The sequence below is a fragment of the Bradyrhizobium sp. NBAIM08 genome, from assembly GCF_020193935.1.
GTDB lineage: Bacteria > Pseudomonadota > Alphaproteobacteria > Rhizobiales > Xanthobacteraceae > Bradyrhizobium > Bradyrhizobium yuanmingense.
This window is the reverse complement of sequence record NZ_JADYVR010000001.1, coordinates 673053-694194: the sequence shown is the minus strand read 5'-3', so window position 1 is coordinate 694194 and position 21142 is coordinate 673053. Positions and strand designations below refer to the sequence as shown.

Here is a 21142-nt window from a genome sequence, read left to right as displayed (position 1 = left end):
GAAGGGACCGAATATTGCCCGCCGGCGGCCTTCTATTGGGAGGCGAACGCGCCTATATTCCGGCGTCTTTTCCAAGAGGTAGGAATGTTTCGAGCGACCTGGACTGCCGCCCTTACGGCGCTGTGCGTAGCCTTTTCGGCCACCTTCAATCCGACTGCTGCGCAGGACCGTCGGGTCCCGTCGTCGCCGGCCGAGCTGCGGATGTCCTATGCGCCGATCGTGCAGCGGGTGCAGCCGGCGGTCGTCAACGTCTATGCCGCCAAGGTGGTGCAGAACCGCAATCCGCTACTGGACGATCCGATCTTCCGCCGCTTCTTCGGCGTGCCGGGCCAGCAGCCCGAGCAGATGCAGCGCTCGCTCGGCTCCGGCGTCATCGTCGATGCCTCCGGCCTCGTCGTCACCAACGTCCACGTCATCGAGGGCGCTGACCAGGTGAAGGTGTCGCTGTCGGACAAGCGCGAGTTCGAGGCCGAGATCCTGCTCAAGGATTCCCGGACCGATCTCGCCGTGCTGCGCCTGAAGGACAGCAAGGAGAAGTTCCCGACGCTGGACTTCACCAATTCCGATGAGCTCTTGGTCGGCGACGTCGTGCTCGCGATCGGCAATCCGTTCGGCGTCGGCCAGACCGTGACCCAGGGTATCATTTCGGCGCTGGCGCGCACGCAAGTGGGCATCACCGACTATCAGTTCTTCATTCAGACCGATGCGGCGATCAACCCGGGCAATTCCGGCGGCGCGCTGGTCGACATGGGTGGCAAGCTCGCCGGCATCAATACCGCGATCTATTCGCGCTCCGGCGGCTCGCAAGGCATCGGCTTTGCGATTCCCGCCAACATGGTGCGCGTCGTCGTCGCCTCCGCCAAGAGCGGCGGCAAGGCGGTGAAGCGGCCCTGGCTCGGTGCGAAATTGCAGGCGGTGACGCCCGACATCGCCGAGAGCCTCGGCTTGCGCTCGCCGACCGGTGCGCTGGTCGCGAGCGTGGTGTCGAACGGTCCGGCGGCGAAAGCCGGCCTGAAATCCTCCGACCTCATCACCGGGATCGACGGCCAGATCGTGGATGATCCCAACGCCTTCGACTATCGCTTCGCAACCCGTCCGCTCGGCGGCACCGCGCAGCTCGACGTGCAGCGCGGCGGCAAGTCGGTGAAGCTCACGGTAGCGCTGGAGACCGCGCCCGACACCGGGCGCAACGAGCTCGTCGTCACCGCGCGTTCGCCGTTCCAGGGCGCGAAGGTTTCGACCATCACGCCGGCCGTCGCCGATGAGCTGCGTCTGGATGCCGACACCGAAGGCGTCGTGATCACCGATATCGGCGGCGATACCGCGGCTGCGAGTGTCGGCTTCCAGAAGGGCGACATCATCCTGGCCGTCAACAATCAGAAGATCAGCAAGACCGGCGACCTCGAGAAGGCTGCAGGTGAACGGGCACGGATCTGGCGCATCACGCTGGTGCGTGGTGGCCAGCAGATCAACGTCACGCTGGGCGGATGAGTCCGAAGCGACCAACGGAGACACCGACTCTCTTTGCTGCGGCGGGGCTCGATCACGATGCTCCGCATCCGCTGCCGGACCGGCTGCGCCCGCGTGCGCTGTCGGAGGTCGTCGGCCAGGATCACATCCTCGGCCCCGATGGTGCGCTGACGCGCATGCTGGAAACGCGCACGCTCGGCTCGCTGGTGTTCTGGGGCCCGCCCGGCACCGGCAAGACCACGGTGGCGCGGCTCCTGGCGGACGCGACGGATCTGCATTTTGAGCAGATCTCTGCGGTGTTCTCTGGCGTCGCCGACCTCAAGAAAGCGTTCGATGCCGCGCGCGCCCGTCGCGAGATGGGCAAGGGCACGCTGCTCTTCGTCGATGAGGTGCACAGATTCAACCGCGCCCAGCAGGACTCCTTTCTGCCGGTGATGGAAGACGGCACTGTCGTCATGGTCGGCGCCACCACCGAGAACCCGTCCTTTGAGCTCAATGCGGCGTTGCTCTCGCGTGCGCGCGTGCTGGTGTTTCGCTCGCTCGATGCCGCCGCGATCGAAAAGCTGTTCGTGCATGCCGAAGCCGTCGAGGGCAGGAAGCTGCCACTCGATGCGGAGGCGCGCGCGGTGCTGGTGCGCATGGCCGACGGCGATGGCCGTGCGTCGTTGACGCTCGCCGAAGAAGTCTGGCGTTCGGCGCGGGCGGACGAGATTTTCAATGCCGCGCAGCTGCAGGAGATTCTGCAGCGCCGCGCGCCGATCTACGACAAATCGGCCGACGGCCACTACAATCTCATCTCGGCGCTGCATAAATCGGTGCGCGGCTCCGATCCCGATGCCGCGCTGTATTACCTCGCGCGCATGCTGGACGCTGGCGAGGACCCGCTGTTCCTGGCCCGCCGCGTCGTGCGCATGGCGGTCGAGGACATCGGGCTGGCCGATCCGCAGGCGCTCGTCATCGCCAATGCCGCCAAGGACGCCTTCGACTTCCTCGGCCATCCCGAGGGCGAGCTCGCCATCGCCCAGGCCGTGGTCTATCTCGCCACCGCGCCGAAATCGAACGCGGTCTACACCGCCTTCGGCACCGCGATGCAGGTCGCCAAGCAGGCCGGCTCGCTGCTGCCGCCAAAGCACATCCTCAATTCCCCGACCAAGCTGATGAAGTCGGAAGGCTACGGCTCCGGCTACGCATACGACCACGATGCGCCGGATGCCTTCTCCGGCCAGGACTACTTCCCGGAGGCCCTGGGCCGCCAGACCTTCTACGACCCGCCCGACCGGGGTTTTGAACGCGAGATCAGGAAGCGGCTGGATTACTGGGCCAAGCTGCGCAAGGAGCGGGGCGACTCCCGCTAGAAGCGGCCATTTCGTCGTGACGGAAGGCCGCTTTTGGGGTACGCAGGCAACCATGAGCCGCCGTATCAAGAGAATGAACCCGAAGCCACGGTCGCGTGACGAACGCGACGACTCGCGGGCGCATCAGGCGCGTAGCGCGAAGAAGGCCGGGCCGCGTCCGGGTGGCAAGCCCGGCGGTAAGCCGCCGCGCTTTGCCGGCGAGCGCGCCGAGCGGCGTCCGCCCAAAGCGGTCCAGGAGAGGCCTGCGCCTGAAAAGTCCGTCGAGGCGCTGCTACCGACCAAGGTGCAGACCGTCACGGTCACGGCCGACGAGAACAACATGCGCGTGGATCGATTCCTCGAGGCGCGCTTTCCCGGCCTGTCGTTCTCCCACATCCAGCGCGTCGTACGCAAAGGCGAGCTGCGCGTCGACGGCAAGCGCGTCGACAGCAAAGACCGGCTGGAGGAGGGACAGAGCGTCCGCATCCCGCCGCTCAAGCTCGATGCGCCGAAGGTCGTCGGCGAGCTCTCGGAGGCCGCGCAGAAGACGCTGAAGGCGCTGAAGGAGATGACGATCTGGGAGGACGACGACGTCCTCGTCCTGAACAAGCCGGCCGGCCTTGCCGTGCAGGGTGGCTCGGGCATGACGCGGCACATCGACCAGATGCTTGAAGTGATGCGCGATGCCAAAGGCCAGAAGCCCCGCCTCGTGCACCGCATCGATCGCGAGACCTCGGGCTGTCTCCTGATCGCCAAGACGCGCTTCGCTGCCTCACACCTGACCGGCGCGTTCCGCTCGCGGTCGGCGCGCAAGGTCTATTGGGCATTGGTGCCGGGCCTGCCGAAGCCGAAGCAGGGCCGCATCTCGACCTTCCTTGCAAAGGAGGAGGGCGAGGACGACACCATCATGCGCATCGCCCAGCATGGCGATGAGGGCGCCAGTCACGCGGTGACGTACTACGCCGTGGTCGAGACCGCCGGCAACAAGCTGACCTGGGTGTCGCTGAAGCCGGTGACGGGCCGCACCCACCAGCTGCGCGCCCACATGGCCCATATCGGCCATCCCATCGTCGGCGATCCCAAATATTTCAACATCGAGAACTGGCAGCTGCCGGGCGGCCTGCAGAACCGGCTGCATCTGCTCGCACGCCGCATCGTCATTCCGCATCCGCGCGGCGGCGTGATCGACGCCACCGCGCCGTTGCCGCCGCACATGCAGCAGTCGTGGAACCTGCTGGGGCTGGACGCAACCAGATTTGATCCGATCGAGAACGCGCCTGAAGAATAGTGAGGTTGAATAGGGGCGACTGACGCACGACATGTTTCCCCATGAGACGACTGTCGATCTGCTTGGCGCTCTTGGCTACTCTGTTGGTAGGGCCGGCCGTCCGCGCGCAATATGTCTCGCCGGACGCCGCGCGGCTCGCTCCACCGCTGCCTGCGCCGCCACCGCCGCCGAAGATCGAGGTGCCCAAGGTTCCGCAGTTTGACGCGCCGCCGCGCTACAATTACCAGCCGCTGCCGCGCAATTCCTTCGGCGATCGCGTCACGAAGTGCCTCCACGACGCTGCAGCCGCAGGACTGGGCCCGGCCGATCGCGGCACTTATGCGCGTAGCTGCGCGAACTAGCCGCCTCATCGGCGTCCAAGCGGGGCCATGACGACACAGGTAATTTGACAGACGATAGGATCGGAAAAACCGACATGCGCGAATTGTTCGAGGAAGCAGCAAGGCAGCCTGCGCCGGATCCCCGGGAATCGGCGCGCGCGTCCGCGCGCACGCCAATGCGCAAGCGCTTCTACAAGGAGGCCGGCGTCGTCGATGCCGAGGGCGGCTTCGCCATCACTCTCGACGGCAAGCCGATCCGTACGCCCTCCGGCCGCCAATTGGTGATCCCGACGCGCGCGCTCGCAGATAGCGTCGCCGCGGAATGGGCCGCCCAAGGCGAGGCGATCGATCCCGTGACCATGCCTTTGACGCGCATCGCCAACAGCGTGGTCGAGGGCGTTATCGATCGCGTCGAGCTCGTCAGCGACGACCTCGCCAAATATTTCGAATCTGACCTGCTGTTCTATCGCGCCGGCCATCCCGAGGGACTGGTCGCCCGGGAGGCTGCGCATTGGGATCCCGTGCTGTCCTGGGCGGCGCAGACACTGGGTGCGCATTTCATCCTGTCCGAAGGCGTCATGCACGTGAAGCAGCCGGACGAGGCGGTGAAGGCCGCACGGGCGGCGCTGCCCGGCGATCCCTGGTCGGTCGCCGCGCTCCACATGGTGACCACCCTGACCGGCTCGGCACTGCTTGCGCTGGCGCTGGACCAAGGCGTGCGCGATGCCGACCAGGTCTGGGCCGCCGCCCATGTCGACGAGGACTGGAACGTGGAGCAATGGGGCGTGGACGAGGAGGCGGCCGCCCGCCGCGCCGCCCGCCTGAAGGATTTCCAGGCCGCTGTGACGGTTCTGGCGGCGGTGAAGCAGCCGGCCATCTGAGGTCCTTAACGAGAGGTTTACGAGGCGGCGGTTACGGTAGCCGGCATTCCCCTAGGGCTGCCGAGATGCCGACGCCGGTCACCCCCATCGCTCCCGTCAACGCCGCCAGCCGCCCGGCTGATGCGGCGACGCCGGATCTCATGCTTCAAGCCGGCAGTGTCGTCGATGCCAGGGTGGTCAGCGTGCTCGCCGACAATCTGGTGCGGATCGCGATCGCCAACCTGGCGATGGACGTGATGTCTGAGGTGGCTCTGACGCCAGGGCAGAATCTCCAGCTCGCGGTCTCGCAGAGCAACGGCACCATTCGCCTCGCGGTCATGGGCGGGGCAGGCGAGGCGGCGGGAGATCAGGTCACGCTGACGCCGCGCACGGCCTCGCTGGTGGAGAGCCCGCCGCTGGCGCCGTCGGTGGCCACGGCACGGAACACCCTCACTCCGTCCGAGCAGGTGGCCGTTCAAACGGCCTCTGCCGGGGCCGTGACCAAACAGGGCAGCCAGGCGCCGCTGTTCGCCAACCTGGCCTCTGTTGTGACGAGCAGCAATCTGCCCGCTAGGCTGAAGCAGGCGGTGCTCGACGTGCTGGCGCAGCAGACGCCGCTCAACACCGCCCTCGACGGCGGCGATATCGAATCCGCGTTCCAGAAGTCCGGACTGTTTCTCGAGGCCTCATTGGCCGCAGGCACGACGCCGTCCTCCGGCGCGATCCCGGACTTGAAGGCCGCTCTGCTGGTGTTGCGCCAGACCCTGGCATCGACCTTCGGCGCGCCGCAGGCAACTGCGCAAGGTGTGGCGCTGCCGGCGAGTGCTGCGGCCACGACGCAGACCGCAGCCTCCGCGCTGGCGGGCGAAACGGCACAAGCGGCGTTGCCGGAACGCGCCCGCCCGGCGCAAGCGTCGCGCGGTGCGTTTGCTGCCGCTCTGCTGGCCGATGTGGCGGGCAACAATCCGCAAGCTTTGGTGTCGCGCACCATGTCCGGGGGCCTTGCCACGAGCCTGCTGCAGGAGGTCACGGAAAACCTGCCGCGCCTGACCGGCAACGTGCCGGGCTCCAACAAGTCCGTGCCGGATGCCCATATCTTCGAGGCGGCCGCGCATCCGACACCTCCGCCGGTCCGGGGCGCGCTGCCGGCGCCTCAGTCCATTGCCATGCCGTCGCTCGCGCCGGATACGCCGCTGGCTGCAACCGTGCATCGTCTGCTCGACGAGACCGATGCCGCGATCGCCCGCCAGACGTTGTTGCAAATTGCCTCGCTCCCCGATCGCACCGACGCCAGCGGCCACCGCATCGATCCGGCCGCGCCGCAGTGGAATTTCGAAATTCCGTTCGCGACCCCGCAAGGTACCGCGATGGCGCAGTTCGAGATCTCGCGCGATGGCGGCAATGAGTCGGACGACCCCGCCAAGCGCGCCTGGCGCGCGCGCTTCTCGCTCGATGTCGAGCCGGCCGGACCCGTGCATGCGCTGATCACGCTGAACGGCGACAAGACCTTCGTTCGGATGTGGGCGGAGCGGCCGGCCACGGCGCAGCAGCTCCGCGCCGGCATCGGTGAGCTCAGCCAGGCCTTGACGAAGGCCGAGCTCAAGCCCGGCGATATCGTGGTCCGCGACGGCACGCCGCCGCCACCGGCGCCGGCTCGCGCCGGCCACTTCCTGGATCGCGCCACATGAGCGATCCCTCCAAGCTCGCGATCGCGCTGCATTACGAGAAGGGATCTGGCGCGCCCGTCGTCGTCGCCAAGGGCAAGGGCACGATCGGTGAGAAGATCGTCGAGATCGCCAAGGCCCACGACATTCCGATCGAGGAGAACGAGGTCTTGGCCGGCGCGCTGTCGAAGGTCGAGCTCGGCGACGAGATCCCGCCGGATCTCTACAAGGCCGTCGCCGAGGTGCTGGTGTTCGTGCTGCGGCTGTCGGGCCGGGGACGGTAAAAACAACCTGTCATCGTTTCAACACTTAGCGGCTGCATGGTCGCACCGGTTTTTCCGCCGCTCAATGGACCCGCCCTTGCTGACCCGCCGTTCCACCCTCGGCCTCCTCGCCGCAACCGTGATCCTGCCTCGACGCGCGCGCGCCCATGTCGCGCCGCCGCGCAATGAAATCCGCGACGCTCTTGCAAAGCGCTTCACCGATCTCGGCACGTCGGGCACCTTCGTCGGCTACAAGGTCGAGGACTATCTGATCGTCGCCAGCGACAAGGAGCGCTCGGGCGAGGGCAAGTTGCCGGCCTCGACCTTCAAGATTCCCAACTCGCTGATTGCGCTCGAGGCCGGTGTCGTCACTGACCCCGACAAGGACGTGTTTGCCTGGGACGGCGTCAAGCGGCCGATCGAGGCCTGGAACAAGGATCACACGCTGCGCAGCGCAATCGCGGTGAGCGCGGTGCCGGTCTATCAGGAGATCGCGCGCCGCATCGGCGAGGTGCGCATGCAGCAATATGTCGACGCGTTCGACTATGGCAATCGCGACATCGGCGGCGGCATCGACCAGTTCTGGCTCACAGGGGCGTTGCGCATCGATCCGGTCGAGCAAGTCGATTTCGTCGACCGGCTGCGCCGCCGCGCGCTGCCGATCTCGAAGCGCAGCCAGGATCTCGTTGCCGATATCCTGCCGGCGACGAAGGTCGGCGACGCCGTCATTCGCGCCAAGTCCGGTCTCCTGGGCGCCGAGCGCGGCGATCCGTCGCTCGGTTGGATGGTCGGCTGGGCCGAGAAGGGCGAAGCCCATACCGTGTTCGCGCTCAACATGGATTGCAAGGAGCCGCGCCACATCGAGGCTCGCATGACGCTGACCCAAGCCTGCCTTGCCGAGATCGGCGCGCTCTAGCGAGACCGTGAGGTTTAGAAGCAACCTGTTCGCACACGGTCAATGCGTGCGGTTGCACGTCAAGCCGGCACCTGAACCTCAGTCGTCGCAATCAGACGCCAATCGGCGAGCGCGGCAAAGCGGTGGGGTTCGGCCTCACGCCGGTAATCGGAGCTCGAGACGATGACTCGAAAGGTCGCGAAGTCCGGGTAGCGCACGATTGCGGCGTCGTGCCAGGCGTCGCCTTGCGCCGCCACCAGCAGAGCTCCGACGGATCCTAGCCAAGTTGGCCTGACCCCTTGCGGAATCGCGACCTTGCGAAATGCGGGGACATAGCGCGTGAAATAGGCTTCGCGGCCGCTACAGGCTGGAAGCTCGGATTTGTCTGGGTACAAGGCCTCATCCCGATAGCGTAGAAGATTGAGCATGAAGATGGGTTGATCTCCGGGCAGGCTCGAGCCTGCCGTTTCGAGTGATGCATTATCGATATCGACGAACATTGCTCTCTCCGGTCGTGGGTGCTTGCTGCGCTGATATCGCCTTCGAACGCCCGGCCTGTAGTGGTTTCGGTGTCACTGCTATGATGACGCCATGGCAACACCACGCAGCCATCGGCAACTCCTCGGCAATTCTGAGCGCCAGCCCGGCGGTCCAGCTCGAGCTGAAAGTCGACGATTTCGGGGACGGAGTTCAGGCGTTGTCAGGCTTCGCCGTCAGCGCCCGGTCGATGGCGAAGCCGCCGATCTCGCTCATGGCCTGCGAGATCGGATCGCCGCGCCGGGCAAAGCCGCTGGAGAGATAATCGAACTGCGTCCGCGCCAGCCGCAGCACTTCGATCGGCACCGAGACCGCGGTCTCGTTGAAGCTGTCGACGGAGGCGCGCAAGCTGTCGAGCTCCGTCGTGAGCTTGCCGATATGTCTCTCGGCATGCTGCATCAGCTCGAGCAGCTTGCCGCGCTCGGCATCGAAGGCGGCGCGCTCGGCTGCGGTCGCGGCGGTGAGCTCGGCGAGCGGTGCCCGCAGCGCCGCGATCTGGCCGACCATGGCGTCGGAGGCGAGTTCGGCGGACTCGCGCAGCTCGGCGTTGCGCGTGCTCTCTTCCTGCGCCTGATGATAGAGCCGCTCGGCCGACATCGCCCGCTGGCTCAGCGTCTCGATCATGCTGGCTGCGCGCAGCAGCATCTCGCCGTTCCGCCCCGACACCATGCCGGCCATGCGGCGCAGGAAGTCGATCGTTTCGGACGCTGGGTTCGGCGGCAAGGGGACGACCGTCGCGGACATCTCGGTGATGCCAGTAGGTAGACGCTGGAGCTAGGGCATGATGATCACCGCCGTACCGATTGGGCTCACGCAACATTCGGCGCCTGATCTGACTCGGAGCAAGCCTGAATCGGTCGGCCCGGTCAACCCGCTGGTGCGACAAATGCGGTCCTGTAGCCCGGATGGAGCGCAGCGAAATCCGGGGGAATCGCGCCCGCGCTGCACCGTCCCGGATTACGCTCCGCTCCATCCGGGCTACGCACTCAGCCGGAAGGGAGATCAGGAGTCCCTCCGCCCAATCCGCCCCAGGTGGGTGAAGCCGAACCCGGCGGAATATTTCAGGCCGTAGCCGAGCGCCCGGTCGATGCCGATATGGGCAAGCCAGATCAAGGCGATGGAGAGGGTGAGGGGCGAGGCGAGGGCGAAGCCCAGCGTCAGCAGCGCCACCGGCACCAAGTAGCTGTGGGCGGCGTTGTAGACCATCGCACCGAACCTAGCGTCGGACAGGTAGGCCAGGAAACTCAGATCGGGTACGAAGAACAGCAGCGCAAACACCAGCCACGACCCGTCCCAGGCCGCATAGAGCGTCACCATTCCTGCAAACAAGGTGAGGCCCTCCAGCCGCAGCAGGATGTTGACGCCGCCTGTTGCAGCGCCCGTCTCGGCCGTTCCTTCGCTCACGCTCGCCTCCCGGGCAAAACTTTGTAATTCCTTGCGCTTTCCCGCTACGGCAGGGCAGCCCTGCGACGGCGAAAGCGGCTTTCCGGGCCGCAAAATGCCGTGTTAGAACCCGCCCATCACTTAAGAACTGGCGGGAGCAAATGAAACACATCCTGGACGCCCTTGAAGATCGTCGTGCCGGCGCAAAGCTCGGCGGCGGGGAGAAGCGCATCGAGGCGCAGCACGCCCGCGGCAAGCTGACGGCCCGCGAGCGCATCGAGCTTCTGCTCGACAAGGGATCGTTCGAGGAGTTCGACATGTTCGTCGAGCACCGCTCCACCGAGTTCGGCATGGAGAAGAGCAAGGTGCCGGGCGACGGCGTCGTCACCGGCTGGGGCACCGTCAACGGCCGCAAGACTTTTGTGTTTGCCAAAGACTTCACGGTGTTCGGCGGCTCACTCTCGGAAACGCATGCGCTGAAGATCACGAAGCTCCAGGACATGGCGATGAAGGCGAGGGCGCCCATCATCGGCCTCTATGACGCCGGCGGCGCCCGCATCCAGGAAGGCGTCGCCGCGCTCGCCGGTTATTCCTACGTGTTCCGCCGCAACGTGCTTGCCTCGGGCGTGATCCCGCAGATCTCCGTCATCATGGGCCCCTGCGCCGGCGGCGACGTCTATTCGCCTGCGATGACCGACTTCATCTTCATGGTGAAGAACACCAGCTACATGTTCGTCACCGGTCCCGACGTGGTGAAGACCGTGACCAACGAGGTCGTCACCGCCGAGGAGCTCGGCGGCGCCTCGGTGCATGCGACGCGTTCCTCGATCGCCGACGGCGCCTTCGAGAACGACGTCGAGACGCTCTTGCAGATGCGTCGCCTGATCGACTTCCTGCCCTCCAACAACACCGACGGCGTGCCGGAATGGCCGAGCTTCGATGACATCGAGCGGGTCGACATGTCGCTCGACACGCTGATCCCCGACAATCCGAACAAGCCCTACGACATGAAGGAGCTGATCCTGAAGGTCGTGGACGAGGGCGACTTCTTCGAGATCGCGGATGCCTTCGCCAAGAACATCGTCACCGGGTTTGGCCGCATTGCGGGCCGCACCGTCGGCTTCGTCGCCAACCAGCCGATGGTGCTGGCCGGCGTGCTCGACAGCGACGCATCGCGCAAGGCGGCACGCTTCGTCCGCTTCTGCGACGCCTTCAACATCCCGATCGTCACCTTCGTCGACGTGCCGGGCTTCCTGCCCGGCACCGCGCAGGAATATGGCGGCCTGATCAAGCACGGCGCGAAGCTCCTGTTCGCCTATTCGCAGTGCACCGTGCCGCTCGTCACCATCATCACCCGCAAGGCCTATGGCGGCGCCTTCGACGTCATGGCCTCCAAGGAGATCGGCGCCGACATGAACTACGCCTGGCCGACCGCCCAGATCGCGGTGATGGGCGCCAAGGGCGCGGTCGAGATCATCTTCCGCAGCGATATCGGCGACCCCGACAAGATCGCCGCCCGGACCAAGGAATACGAGGACCGCTTCCTGTCGCCGTTCATCGCCGCCGAGCGCGGCTATATCGACGACGTCATCATGCCGCACTCGACAAGAAAGCGCATCGCGCGGGCGCTGGCGATGCTGAAGGACAAGAAGACGGAAATGCCGGCGAAGAAGCACGACAACTTGCCGTTGTAATAGGAGGTAGCCCGGATGAGCGAAAGCGACATCCGGCCCTTTGCCGAGGTCCCGCATGTCGCTTTGCTCATGCGGGCGACAGGCTCCTTCTGATTTGGCACGCTCAATCCAATGACCGAAGACGATCCTTCCGACGAAATCTCCGACATCGAAGATCGCATCGAAGAGCTCGCCGAGATCGCTGAGCGGTGCCGCAAGTACATCCTGGCGTCCAAGATCGCGATCGGTGGCGGGGCGGCGCTGCTGCTGGTGACGATCCTCGGTCTGTTCGGATTTGGTCAGACTGCCGCGCTCGGATCGATTGCGCTGGTGCTCGGCGGGATCGTCTCGCTCGGCTCGAATGTCTCGACGTTGCGGCAGACGGACGAGGCCATCAGTGCTGCGGAGGCGCGGCGTGCGGCGTTGATCGGCAGCATTGACCTCAGGGTCGTTGCCGATGCGCCGCTGAAGCTGGTGTGAGGTGTAGGGTGGATTAGCGAAGCGTAATCCACCAAGGTGTGCGTCATCGGATGGAGAAGTGGCGGATTACGCTATCGCTAATCCGCCCTACGCATCAGACGCCTCCAGCGCCAGCAAGCCTCACGCGGCCTGCTTGACTGTCAGCTCCGACAATTCGGCGCGGCATTCGGCGGCGTAGGCCTGGAGCCGGTCGGCGGTCTGCCGGTCGAGGATGGCCTTGGCCAACCGCTCGGCGCGGGCGATCTGTCGCTTGAGATATTCGATGCGGACCATGGGTCACCTGTCGAATTGAATCGTTCCGATGCCGGCGACTCTATGCCAAGCACAGCATCGATTATGTGAGGTGCATCACGCCCCACGCGCCTTATCCGCCGCGGCGAAATGCGCCAGCTGGTCGGCGTGGGCCTTGGCGAACGCCGGACGTCCGGTGGCGCGCGCGACGTAAGCGCGGCAGGCAGGACTGTCCGTCAGCCCGTTGAATCCATCGATGACGCGCAGCACGTCCGCCATCAGGATGTCGGCGACGGAGAAGGAGCCCGCCAGCCATTCGCGGCTGGCCAGCACCGGCTCGAGATGCTTGAGCCGAAGCTTGAGGAAGTCATCCACGAACTTCCATGCTGCCGTGTCGGTCGGATGTCCCATGAATTTGGACATGCCCCAGGGCAGGCTGGCCATCTCCACCGAATTGAGCGCCGCGAACACCCACTCCGCCGCTTCAGTGCGGCCGCGCGGGTCCTTTGGCATCAGCCTCTCGCTGAGGCCGCCGAGATGCAGCAGGATCGCGCCGGTCTCGAAAATCGAGAGGTCGCCGTCGGTCAGCCACGGAACCTGGCCGAACGGCTGGTGGGCGAAGTGCGCGGGCCCGCGGTCGTCGAATGGCACGCTGGCGACGCGATAGGGCAAGGCGGCTTCTTCGAGGGCCCAGCGCACGCGGAAGTCGCGCACGAAGCCTCGCGGCGCTGCGGGAACCCAATCGAAGGTGGTCAGGGTGAGGTCGGCCATTTGCTGTCTCCGTGTGCCGGTTCAACGCAAAGGACGAACGAAGGGCGCCCATTCCGACACCGGCGGCGACTCCTTTTGTCGCCGGCGGCTTAACCGGCTAGGCTCGCCCCAAACAACAGGAGGAAATCCGATGCCAGCAGCCTTCTTCGTCGTTCGCGCCGTCGTGTCCGACGCCGCCAAGCGCGCTGCTTTCGACCGTTGGTACGAGACGGAACATTTGCCCGACGCGGTGCAGGCCTTCGGCGTGAGCAAGGCGTGGCGATTCTGGAGCCTCGACGATCCCTCGCTGCACCAGGCGATGTATCAGTTCGATGACGAGGCCAAGCTGAATGGGATGCTGCAAGGTGACGCGCTCAAGAAGCTCGTCGCCGATTTCAACCGCGACTGGCCCGACGTGAAGCGCTCGCGCGAGACGCTGGTGCTGGCGCAGGAGTTCGCGGCGTAGCGATGTCCTGTAACCCGGACTGAGTTACGGATTCTTCATCTCGGCTCGCATGAATCTGAACGCTGGCTTCAGCTTCGGTTCATGGCGTTGCAGCGACATTCCTTCTGCATCACAGGTACGATGATCCAAGAAGGAAGAAGCCATGGAGCGCCGGAACTTTTTGGAACTTGCTTTGGGATTGACGGCGGGCGCCGCCGCCTTCGCCGCGACTGCCGCACAGGCTGCGCCGCTGTCACCGCAGCCGCTCGCTGATCGCGCCCGCACGCCGCAAGGCAATCCCGACGCTCATCCCGCCGTCACCACCAGCGAGGAAGCTGCACAACTCGCTCCCGAGCAGGTTCACTGGCGTGGGCGCGGCCGCCACTGGGGCTGGCACCGCCGCCATTGGCGCCGGCATCGCCGGCGCTGGCACCGCCGCCATTATTGGTAAGCTCGCGACCATTCGCGGACTCGACGGGGATCGCCGCTGGCGGTCCCCGTTTCGATTTGGAGCGTGCTCCGATTCCGCTGCGGACAGATCGTCGGCAACGAAAATGGCCGCGCTGGCTTTCGCCGCGCGGCCATTTTGCAACGGAATGAAGAAGATCAGTACGGGCGGCAGCGGCCGGCGTACCAGCGGAAGCCGTAGGGGCACACGCGCGCACGGGGCACGACAACGACCGGCGCCGGGGCGACCACCACGGGGGCCGGGCGAACCACGACAGGGGCGCGCATCGGACGGCAGCTGCCATAGGGGCCGCGATACCAGCCCGGGCCGCAACCGCCGGCGGCGCTGGCCACCTCGCTGAAACCGACGACCGCGCTGGCGAGCATGACGGCGGCTAACAGGTACTTCATTTTTGATCTTCCTTCTTGTCCTCTGGGGAGCAGGCTGCGGGGATAGCGCTTGTGGCGCACAATGAATCAAGAGACTCGATTCGACACGTTAAATCTCGGACGTGCCGGCACGTCGCGATCCAAACCTGCCAATCATGACCTGAATGCGGCATGAACGTTCCCCGCATTTGGCCTCGGAAGACATGCAGCTGTCGCTAGCGGCCGAGAAAGCTCAGCACCAGTTCCTTGTACCTCTCCGGCGCCTCCAGGAAGACGAGATGGCCGGTGTCGGGGATCACCTCGGCCCGCGCGTTCGGCATCTTGGCGGCGAGCTGCTTCGCAAGCTCTGCGTTTTGCCCCATCTTGGCCCGCAGCGCCTCCGGCGCGAGCGGCCGGCCCGGCGCGTTGTGGTCGTCTGCGCCCATGACGAACAGGGTCGGTGTCGCGATCAGCGGGATCTCGTGCGCCACCGGCTCACGATAGATCATCTGGCCGGAAGAGACGAAGGCGCGCAGCCAGCGCGGATAGTCCGGGCTGCCCTTGGTGTTGAAGCGGGCCTCGATGAACGGCGTGATCGCCTCGGCCGGCAGCTTGATTGCGTAATTGGTCTGGAGCTGCTTGCGATAGCCGTCGGCGGTGAGCTTGTCCTCGGTCTCGATCATCTTCTCGGTCGGCGTCGGCGGCACGTAGAAGCGGTAGTCCTCGAGCCCGATCGGAGCGGTCAGCAGCAGATGGGCGAGGCGGTCCGGATAGGCGCGGGCGATGCGCACCCCTAACATGCCGCCGAGCGAATGCGCGACGATCTCGGCCTTGTCGATTTTGAGGTGATCGAGCAGCGCAATGGTGTTGCGCGCCAGATTGTCGAAATGCAGCTCGCCCGCCGGCTTGGAAGACTTGCCGAAACCGACCTGGTCCGGCACCACGACACGAAAGCCGGCCTCGCTCAGCATCTTGATCACGGGCGCCCAATAGCTCGACGGAAAATTGCGCCCGTGCAGCAGCACGACGGTGCGGCCGTTCGGCCGTGCCGCGGCGACATCCATATAGGCCATGCTGAGCTGCTCGCCGTCGTTGACGACGGGGAGCAAGTGCACGGGGTAAGGATAGGCAAAGCCTTCGAGCGCGATGCCATAGGGCTCGCGGGACGTGGCATCGGCGGCGTAGGTCGATGTGAGTTGGAAAGTAAGAAGGGCGGCGGCGAGCGCGGCCAGGAAGATGCGGTTCATCACAGTCTCCGTCATGCCCGGGCTTGTCCAGGGCATCCACGTGCCAGCCGCAATAAAGACGTGGATGGCCGGGTCAAGCCCGGCCATGACGAGAGTGCACATTCACACGCAAACGTGCGATCTCACAGAGCTTGTGTGATCAGTCCTTCCCATTCGCGAACAGCGCAGCGAACTGCTTCTCGCCGGTACGGGTGAAATTCACGATACGGCTGCCGGGCGTGGGATCGCGCGCGGCCCATTTCAACTCGGCGAACCGTTGCATCATGGCCGCGCCCAACGTGCCGGCGAGATGGTGCCGCCGCTCGCTCCAGTCGAGGCAGGCCTTGCAGACCGGGCGGCGCGGATGGCTGAGCATGTCGGGCGAGATCTGCAGGTGCTTCACAAGAAAGCGCTCGCCCTCGGCGGTCAGCTCGATCTCCTGCTTCTTCTGCCTGACCAGATGCCGCTCGCGCAAGGAGTCCAGCATCTGCACGCCGAGGTCGCCGGCGAGATGGTCGTAGCAGATCCGCGCGCGCCGCAGCGCAGGGTCCTTCGGCCCGGTGCGCACGCGCATATGGCCGGTCCGCGCGGCAAGGCCGGCGAGCCCCTCGAGCACGCCGGCGACGTCGTCGTCGGTGAGGCGGTAATAGCGGTGGCGGCCCTGTTTCTCCGGCTCGATCAGGCCGCCGGCCTCGAGCTTCGACAGATGCGAGCTTGCGGTCTGCGGCGTGATGCCGGCCTCCTGAGCCAGCTCGCTCGCCGTGAGCGCACGGCCGTTCATCAGCGCAGTGAGCATGTTGGCGCGGGCGGGATCACCGACCAGCGAGGCGACCATGGCGATGTCGGGTCCTGATTTCATGCTTCGATGGTAACCGAAGCGTTGGTGTCGGGCAAGGGCGTAGCGTGTTGTCACGAACACGTCATTGCGAGCGAAGCGAAGCAATCCAGACTGCGTCCGCGGAGGGACTCCTGGATTGCTTCGCTACGCTCGCAATGACGGCGAAAACAAAGGAGCCCATCATGTCCGTCACCGTCTTCATCCGCTATCAGCTCGATCCCTTCAAGCGCGCGCAGTTCGAGGAATATTCGAAGCGCTGGCTCACCATCATCCCGAGATGTGGCGGCGAGTTGATTGGCTACTTCATGCCGCATGAGGGTACCAACAACATTGCGTCCGCCCTGATCTCGTTCGAGAGCCTGGCCGCCTATGAAGCCTATCGCAAACGGCTGCGCGCCGATCTCGACGGTATGGCAAACTTCAACTTTGCCGAGGCGGAGAAATTCATCCTCGCCGAAGAACGCACCTTCCTGCGCAAGGTGGTATTGTAGGCCCACCAACAGCAGGAGACGCCCATGATCGCCGTGATCTTCGAGGTCTGGCCCAAGCCGGAACACCGCCAGACCTATTTCGACCTTGCAGCCGATCTGAAGCCGCTGCTGCAGACCATCGACGGCTTCATCTCGGTCGAGCGATTCGAGAGCCTGACCGAGAAGGGCAAGATCCTGTCGGTGTCGTTCTGGCGGGATGAAGCGGCCGTCCAGGCCTGGCGCAACACGATGGAGCACCGCCGCACCCAGGCCAGGGGCAGGGCGCAGATCTTCGCCGACTATCACTTGCGCATCGCCAGCGTCATCCGCGACTACGGCATGAACGATCGCGACGAGGCGCCGAAGGACAGCCGCGCCGTGCATGACGCGCACTAGCGGACTCGAAAACGCAGCCTTATCTCTGCGCGGCTAACAAGGGAGAGAAACATGCACGTGACGACCGCTGACAAGCGCGCGACGTTCAGGAAAATGCACGAGAGCGGCTGCTTCATCCTGCCCAATCCGGTCGATGTCGGCAGCGCGAAAGCCTTGCAGCATCTCGGCTTCAAGGCGATCGCGTCATCGAGCGCGGGCTTTGCCTGGACCATCGGCAAGGCCGACAACCACGTCACCGTCGAGGACGTCTGTCAGCATCTGGCAGCATTGAGCTCGGCTGTCGACATCCCCGTGAACGCCGATTTCGAGGGTGGCTTTGCGGTCGAGCCCGACAAGGTCGCGGACAATGTCGAGCGCGGTGTGCGCACCGGCGTTGCGGGCCTCTCGATCGAGGATTCCACCGGCGACAAGGACAAGCCGCTCTACGATCGCGCGCTGGCCGTCGAGCGCATCAAGGCCTCGCGCAAGGCGATCGGCGACAGCGGCACGCTGCTGGTCGGCCGCTGCGAGGCCTATCTGTGGGGCGTGACCGATCTCAAGCTCGTCATCGACCGGCTCACCGCCTATGCCGATGCTGGCGCCGACTGCCTCTATGCGCCGGGTCTGAAGAGCCGCGAGGACATCGCCGCGGTGGTCAAGGCGGTCGCACCGAAGCCGTTCAATCTTCTGATCGGCGGCTCCGGCCTGTCGCTGCAGGAAGCCCAGGATCTCGGCGTGCGCCGCATCAGCGTCGGCGGCTCGCTCGCCCGCGCCGCCTGGGGCGGCTTCATGCGCGCGGCCAAGGAGATGGCGGAGAAGGGGACCTTCACCGAGCTCGGCGGCGGCTATCCCGGCGGCGAGCTCAACAAGATGTTCGGCTAGAGCATGATCAGGAAAAGTGTGAAGCGGTTTTCCGAAACGATCATGCTCAAACAAAGACCTAAAGCGCGATGACGATTCGTCCAAATCTCATCGTGCTTTAGGCAAACGAAAAGCGGCGGGATGTTGCATCCCGCCGCTCTCGCGCTTCATTGCGCAATGTTACTTCGCGCCGTCAGACGGAGCTGGCGTATTCGGGGCCGGCCTGTTCGGCGCTGCACCCGTGGTCACGCCCGGCTCGGTGTTGCTGCGCGGCGTCACGTCACGCATGCCGGGAGGTGCGGCCGGATTGGTCGTCTGCGTCTGCGCAGTCTGCGAGGCCGGTGTGTTGCTGGCCTCGTTGGTGGTGCTGGAATTGTTCAAGCCGTAGAACACTGCGCCCAGCACCAGGGCGACAGCGACCGCAAACAGCGCGATCTTGCCGCTGGAGGCGGGGCCTTCCCCGAGCTCGGGATCGGCCTGCAGGTCGGCATCCCGGCGCGCCGCGCGAGAGTACTCATCGTCGGCGAGGTTCGGGCGGTACGGATCGTTGGGAAAACGGTCGTCTGCCATCGATTTGGTCTCCTCGGTTATGACCCCGGGACAACCCTCAGGTGCGAGATTCTGTTCCGCCGCCTTGATGCTTTCGTCGCATGTTGCCTCGGTGTGGGGAATCGGGAACCTGTTCCATGGGAACCCGCGCCTGAGTTCGAGGCCACAGAGAGGGAACACGCGATGTGGAGCCTGCCGCCTACCGATAGCGTGCTGCATTTCCTGTCCCTGGCTGCGGTGGCCGCGCAGGGCATGACGGCTGCGCTCGCTGCCGGACGCCGCAGCATGGATTGGCTGGGCGTCTGCTTCCTCGGCTGCATCACCGCGCTCGGCGGCGGCACGTTGCGCGATCTCTTCCTCGGACATTATCCGCTGGCCTGGGTGCAGAACCCGATCTATCTCGCGCTCGCCGGCGGCGCCGCCTTCCTCACCATCCTGTTTGCGCGCCTCGTGCACCGGCTGAAGGTCGCCTTCATCGTGCTCGATGCCATCGGTCTCGTCGTCTTCACCATGACCGGCTGCGACGTAGCCTGGCAGATGGATGCTTCGCTGCCGATCGTCATCGTCTCGGGCATGGTGACGGGCTGCGCCGGCGGCGTGCTGCGCGACGTGCTCTGCAACGACGTGCCGCTGCTGTTTCGCTCCGAGCTCTATGCCAGCGTCTCGGTGGTGACGGGGTTGTTCTATGCGACCGCGTTCGGTCTCAAGCTCAACGCGGAGCTCTGGACCATTTTGACATTTGTCCTCGGCATCAGCTTCCGCCTGCTTGCGGTGCGCTACAAATGGGAGATGCCGAAATTCGTGTTCACGGGGGATGAAGAGCGGTGAGCGCTGTCGCGCGCGAATGGCGAATAGCGAATGGTTCTGGGCCATTCGCCACTCGCTATTCCCCATTCGCCTCTCGCTTCCTTGCTTTTGCCACCTGTGCCGGTGTCACCAGCGGGCCTGCATTGCCCCAGGAATTGCGGATGTAGTTCGTCACCGCGGCGATCTCGGCGTCGGACAGCTGCTTGGCGTAAGCCGGCATCTCGCCGGTGTTCGGCGCGCGCGGCGTCGTCACGGTGTGGGCACCGTCGAGGATGATGCGCAAGGTCGAGGACGGATTGATCGATTGCAGCAGCGCATTGCCCGGCAGCGGCGGGTAGATGCGCGGGCTGCCTGTGCCGTCGGCCTCGTGGCAGGCGATGCAGAGCTTTGCGTAGACTGCCTGGCCGGCCTTCATCTCGGCTGCGTCCGGCGGCGCCACAATGGTCTCGCGCCGGGCCGGCGGCAGGCTCTTCAGATAGATCGCGATCGCGCGCACGTCGGCATCGCTCATCTTCGAGGTCGAGTTGACGACGACCTCCGCCATCGGCCCGCCGGCGTGGCTTTTGGCGTTGCGCCCGCTTTGCAGGTACTCCGTGATATCGGCCTCGCTCCAGGATTTCAGCCCGGTGCGGGCGGCGCCATCGAGCCGCGGTGCGAACCAGCCGCCGACCGCGTTGCCGGACAGCGCCTGCGCATCCCGGTCGGCGCCGAAATAATTCTTGGGCGTGTGGCAGGCGCCGCAATGGCCGAGCCCGGTGACCAGGTAGCCGCCTCTGTTCCAGGCCGCGCTCTTGGTCTGGTCCGGCTCGAACAGGCCGGGCTTGAAATACATCGTGTTCCAAAGCCGCATCAGGCCGCGATAGCCGAATGGCCAGCGCAGCTCCGGCGGCTTGTTGCGGCTGGTGACGGGCGCCAGCGTGGCGAGATAGGCGCGGATCGCCAGCGTGTCGTCCTTCGTCATCTTCGTGAAGTAGGGGTAGGGAAACGCCGGGTAATAATTCGAGCCGTCAGGCGCGATGCCATAGCGCAGGGCGCGGGTGAAATCGGCATCCGTCCAGCCGCCGATGCCGGTGTCGCGGTCCGGCGTCAGGTTCGGCGCATAGATCGCGCCAAAGGGCGTGTCGATGCGCTTGCCGCCCGCGAACGGTTTTGCCGGATCGGCAGTGTGGCAGCCCGCGCAGTCGCCGGCCTCGGCCAGCGCCTTGCCATAGGCGATCAGCTCGGGCGATGGTCCGGCGGCGCCGGCCGCGCTTGTGACCGTACTTGCAACCGCACTGCACAATGCCAGGCCCACAAGCGCCAGGCCCGTCAGAATCGTCCGCATCGACAGCCTCTCCTGCGACCCATCGACCCTACCTGCGAGAAGGGAAGCGTCGATTCATTTCGCAACGATGGGGGTATGGTGACACAAACTGAAAATCGCCAACGTGTTTCAGGCCACGAAATTGCGATTTTTACCCGAGGCCTCCTTTGGTCCAGAATTGTGATGCGGAGCATGAAATATCCGACATAGAGTGGCGGAGGTGGTCGGCGCGCCCTAGCTAAAACCAACGGGCAGGCAACGACTTAAGTCAGCAAGACCTGAACAGGGCGCGAAGCGAGGACAG

Annotated in this window: 26 protein-coding genes; 16 read left to right on the top strand and 10 right to left on the bottom strand. The window is 65.3% G+C overall.

Annotated features, from left to right (window positions below):
• The first annotated feature begins 84 nt into the window (after positions 1 to 84).
• The 8 genes from I6F37_RS03285 to blaOXA all read left to right on the top strand — a co-directional run bounded on the left by I6F37_RS03285 (position 85) and on the right by blaOXA (position 8115).
• Entirely contained in the window at positions 85 to 1491 is a 1407-nt protein-coding gene (locus tag I6F37_RS03285; protein WP_036011123.1) for a DegQ family serine endoprotease, read from the top strand.
• Positions 1488 to 2825: a replication-associated recombination protein A gene (locus tag I6F37_RS03280; protein ID WP_036011063.1), complete on the top strand. Its 1338-nt coding sequence runs from the start codon at positions 1488 to 1490 to the stop codon at positions 2823 to 2825. Before I6F37_RS03285 ends, I6F37_RS03280 begins: the two co-directional genes overlap by 4 nt.
• A 52-nt stretch (positions 2826 to 2877) precedes the next feature.
• Positions 2878 to 4092 carry an RluA family pseudouridine synthase gene (locus tag I6F37_RS03275; RefSeq protein ID WP_036011066.1) on the top strand — a complete coding sequence of 405 codons (1215 nt, stop codon included), beginning with the start codon at positions 2878 to 2880 and terminating at the stop codon, positions 4090 to 4092.
• A gap of 83 nt (positions 4093 to 4175) precedes the next feature.
• The gene (locus tag I6F37_RS03270; protein ID WP_225139879.1) at positions 4176 to 4433 is read left to right on the top strand and encodes a hypothetical protein; all 258 of its coding nucleotides are present in this window, start codon (positions 4176 to 4178) and stop codon (positions 4431 to 4433) included.
• A gap of 74 nt (positions 4434 to 4507) precedes the next feature.
• The gene (locus tag I6F37_RS03265; protein WP_036011070.1) at positions 4508 to 5293 is read left to right on the top strand and encodes an ATP12 family chaperone protein; all 786 of its coding nucleotides are present in this window, start codon (positions 4508 to 4510) and stop codon (positions 5291 to 5293) included.
• A 65-nt stretch (positions 5294 to 5358) separates the two neighbouring features.
• Positions 5359 to 6960 carry a flagellar hook-length control protein FliK gene (locus I6F37_RS03260; RefSeq protein ID WP_036011072.1) on the top strand — a complete coding sequence of 534 codons (1602 nt, stop codon included), beginning with the start codon at positions 5359 to 5361 and terminating at the stop codon, positions 6958 to 6960.
• Complete coding sequence (locus tag I6F37_RS03255) at positions 6957 to 7220, top strand: EscU/YscU/HrcU family type III secretion system export apparatus switch protein (protein WP_025036968.1); 264 nt, start codon at positions 6957 to 6959, stop codon at positions 7218 to 7220. Before I6F37_RS03260 ends, I6F37_RS03255 begins: the two co-directional genes overlap by 4 nt.
• A gap of 76 nt (positions 7221 to 7296) precedes the next feature.
• Positions 7297 to 8115 (top strand): class D beta-lactamase, encoded by an 819-nt coding sequence (gene blaOXA / locus I6F37_RS03250; RefSeq protein WP_036011124.1) that lies wholly within the window; start codon positions 7297 to 7299, stop codon positions 8113 to 8115.
• Positions 8116 to 8174: 59 nt separating this feature from the next.
• On the opposite strand, the gene I6F37_RS03245 is transcribed toward blaOXA, so the two are convergent.
• The 3 genes from I6F37_RS03245 to I6F37_RS03235 form a co-directional block, all read right to left on the bottom strand.
• On the bottom strand, positions 8175 to 8594 hold the full coding sequence (locus tag I6F37_RS03245) for a hypothetical protein (RefSeq protein WP_036011074.1): 420 nt from the start codon (positions 8592 to 8594) through the stop codon (positions 8175 to 8177).
• A gap of 190 nt (positions 8595 to 8784) precedes the next feature.
• The gene (locus I6F37_RS03240) at positions 8785 to 9375 is read right to left on the bottom strand and encodes a hypothetical protein (protein ID WP_036011077.1); all 591 of its coding nucleotides are present in this window, start codon (positions 9373 to 9375) and stop codon (positions 8785 to 8787) included.
• A gap of 258 nt (positions 9376 to 9633) precedes the next feature.
• Positions 9634 to 10035, bottom strand: coding sequence for a DUF4260 domain-containing protein (locus I6F37_RS03235; RefSeq protein ID WP_036011080.1), 402 nt, complete (start codon positions 10033 to 10035; stop codon positions 9634 to 9636).
• A gap of 140 nt (positions 10036 to 10175) precedes the next feature.
• On the opposite strand from I6F37_RS03235, the gene I6F37_RS03230 reads away from it, so the two are divergent.
• Together I6F37_RS03230 and I6F37_RS03225 are read left to right on the top strand one after the other, a co-directional pair.
• On the top strand, positions 10176 to 11708 hold the full coding sequence (locus I6F37_RS03230) for an acyl-CoA carboxylase subunit beta (RefSeq protein WP_225124913.1): 1533 nt from the start codon (positions 10176 to 10178) through the stop codon (positions 11706 to 11708).
• A 111-nt stretch (positions 11709 to 11819) separates the two neighbouring features.
• On the top strand, positions 11820 to 12167 hold the full coding sequence (locus I6F37_RS03225) for a hypothetical protein (RefSeq protein WP_225124914.1): 348 nt from the start codon (positions 11820 to 11822) through the stop codon (positions 12165 to 12167).
• A gap of 120 nt (positions 12168 to 12287) precedes the next feature.
• Here I6F37_RS03225 and I6F37_RS03220 read toward each other — a convergent pair whose 3' ends face one another.
• Positions 12288 to 12440 carry a hypothetical protein gene (locus tag I6F37_RS03220; RefSeq protein WP_193374987.1) on the bottom strand — a complete coding sequence of 51 codons (153 nt, stop codon included), beginning with the start codon at positions 12438 to 12440 and terminating at the stop codon, positions 12288 to 12290.
• 75 nt (positions 12441 to 12515) lie between these two features.
• Positions 12516 to 13169 carry a glutathione S-transferase family protein gene (locus tag I6F37_RS03215; RefSeq protein WP_225113215.1) on the bottom strand — a complete coding sequence of 218 codons (654 nt, stop codon included), beginning with the start codon at positions 13167 to 13169 and terminating at the stop codon, positions 12516 to 12518.
• A 130-nt stretch (positions 13170 to 13299) separates the two neighbouring features.
• Here I6F37_RS03215 and I6F37_RS03210 point away from each other — a divergent pair, with 130 nt between their 5' ends.
• Together I6F37_RS03210 and I6F37_RS03205 are read left to right on the top strand one after the other, a co-directional pair.
• Positions 13300 to 13614: a hypothetical protein gene (locus I6F37_RS03210; protein ID WP_225150230.1), complete on the top strand. Its 315-nt coding sequence runs from the start codon at positions 13300 to 13302 to the stop codon at positions 13612 to 13614.
• A gap of 142 nt (positions 13615 to 13756) precedes the next feature.
• The gene (locus tag I6F37_RS03205) at positions 13757 to 14044 is read left to right on the top strand and encodes a twin-arginine translocation (Tat) (RefSeq protein ID WP_225150228.1); all 288 of its coding nucleotides are present in this window, start codon (positions 13757 to 13759) and stop codon (positions 14042 to 14044) included.
• Positions 14045 to 14199: 155 nt separating this feature from the next.
• Here the strand turns inward: I6F37_RS03205 and I6F37_RS03200 are convergent, their stop codons facing one another.
• The 3 genes from I6F37_RS03200 to I6F37_RS03190 all read right to left on the bottom strand — a co-directional run bounded on the left by I6F37_RS03200 (position 14200) and on the right by I6F37_RS03190 (position 16494).
• The gene (locus I6F37_RS03200; protein ID WP_225150226.1) at positions 14200 to 14451 is read right to left on the bottom strand and encodes a hypothetical protein; all 252 of its coding nucleotides are present in this window, start codon (positions 14449 to 14451) and stop codon (positions 14200 to 14202) included.
• 194 nt (positions 14452 to 14645) lie between these two features.
• Positions 14646 to 15656: an alpha/beta fold hydrolase gene (locus tag I6F37_RS03195; protein ID WP_225150224.1), complete on the bottom strand. Its 1011-nt coding sequence runs from the start codon at positions 15654 to 15656 to the stop codon at positions 14646 to 14648.
• A gap of 139 nt (positions 15657 to 15795) precedes the next feature.
• Positions 15796 to 16494 (bottom strand): winged helix-turn-helix domain-containing protein, encoded by a 699-nt coding sequence (locus I6F37_RS03190; RefSeq protein WP_192893176.1) that lies wholly within the window; start codon positions 16492 to 16494, stop codon positions 15796 to 15798.
• Positions 16495 to 16655: 161 nt separating this feature from the next.
• Between I6F37_RS03190 and I6F37_RS03185 the strand changes: the two genes are divergently transcribed.
• From I6F37_RS03185 to I6F37_RS03175, 3 genes are read left to right on the top strand one after another with little or no spacing between them, the layout of a single operon-like run.
• The gene (locus I6F37_RS03185) at positions 16656 to 16964 is read left to right on the top strand and encodes an NIPSNAP family protein (protein ID WP_036011128.1); all 309 of its coding nucleotides are present in this window, start codon (positions 16656 to 16658) and stop codon (positions 16962 to 16964) included.
• A 24-nt stretch (positions 16965 to 16988) separates the two neighbouring features.
• Positions 16989 to 17339: an antibiotic biosynthesis monooxygenase gene (locus I6F37_RS03180; protein WP_036011104.1), complete on the top strand. Its 351-nt coding sequence runs from the start codon at positions 16989 to 16991 to the stop codon at positions 17337 to 17339.
• A 51-nt stretch (positions 17340 to 17390) separates the two neighbouring features.
• Positions 17391 to 18200: an oxaloacetate decarboxylase gene (locus I6F37_RS03175; protein WP_057029659.1), complete on the top strand. Its 810-nt coding sequence runs from the start codon at positions 17391 to 17393 to the stop codon at positions 18198 to 18200.
• Between the two features lie 159 nt (positions 18201 to 18359).
• Here the strand turns inward: I6F37_RS03175 and I6F37_RS03170 are convergent, their stop codons facing one another.
• Positions 18360 to 18749 carry a hypothetical protein gene (locus I6F37_RS03170; protein WP_225150222.1) on the bottom strand — a complete coding sequence of 130 codons (390 nt, stop codon included), beginning with the start codon at positions 18747 to 18749 and terminating at the stop codon, positions 18360 to 18362.
• Between the two features lie 162 nt (positions 18750 to 18911).
• On the opposite strand from I6F37_RS03170, the gene I6F37_RS03165 reads away from it, so the two are divergent.
• Positions 18912 to 19556: a trimeric intracellular cation channel family protein gene (locus tag I6F37_RS03165; protein ID WP_225150220.1), complete on the top strand. Its 645-nt coding sequence runs from the start codon at positions 18912 to 18914 to the stop codon at positions 19554 to 19556.
• A gap of 55 nt (positions 19557 to 19611) precedes the next feature.
• On the opposite strand, the gene I6F37_RS03160 is transcribed toward I6F37_RS03165, so the two are convergent.
• Positions 19612 to 20859 (bottom strand): cytochrome c, encoded by a 1248-nt coding sequence (locus I6F37_RS03160; RefSeq protein WP_225150218.1) that lies wholly within the window; start codon positions 20857 to 20859, stop codon positions 19612 to 19614.
• Positions 20860 to 21142 lie beyond the last annotated feature (283 nt).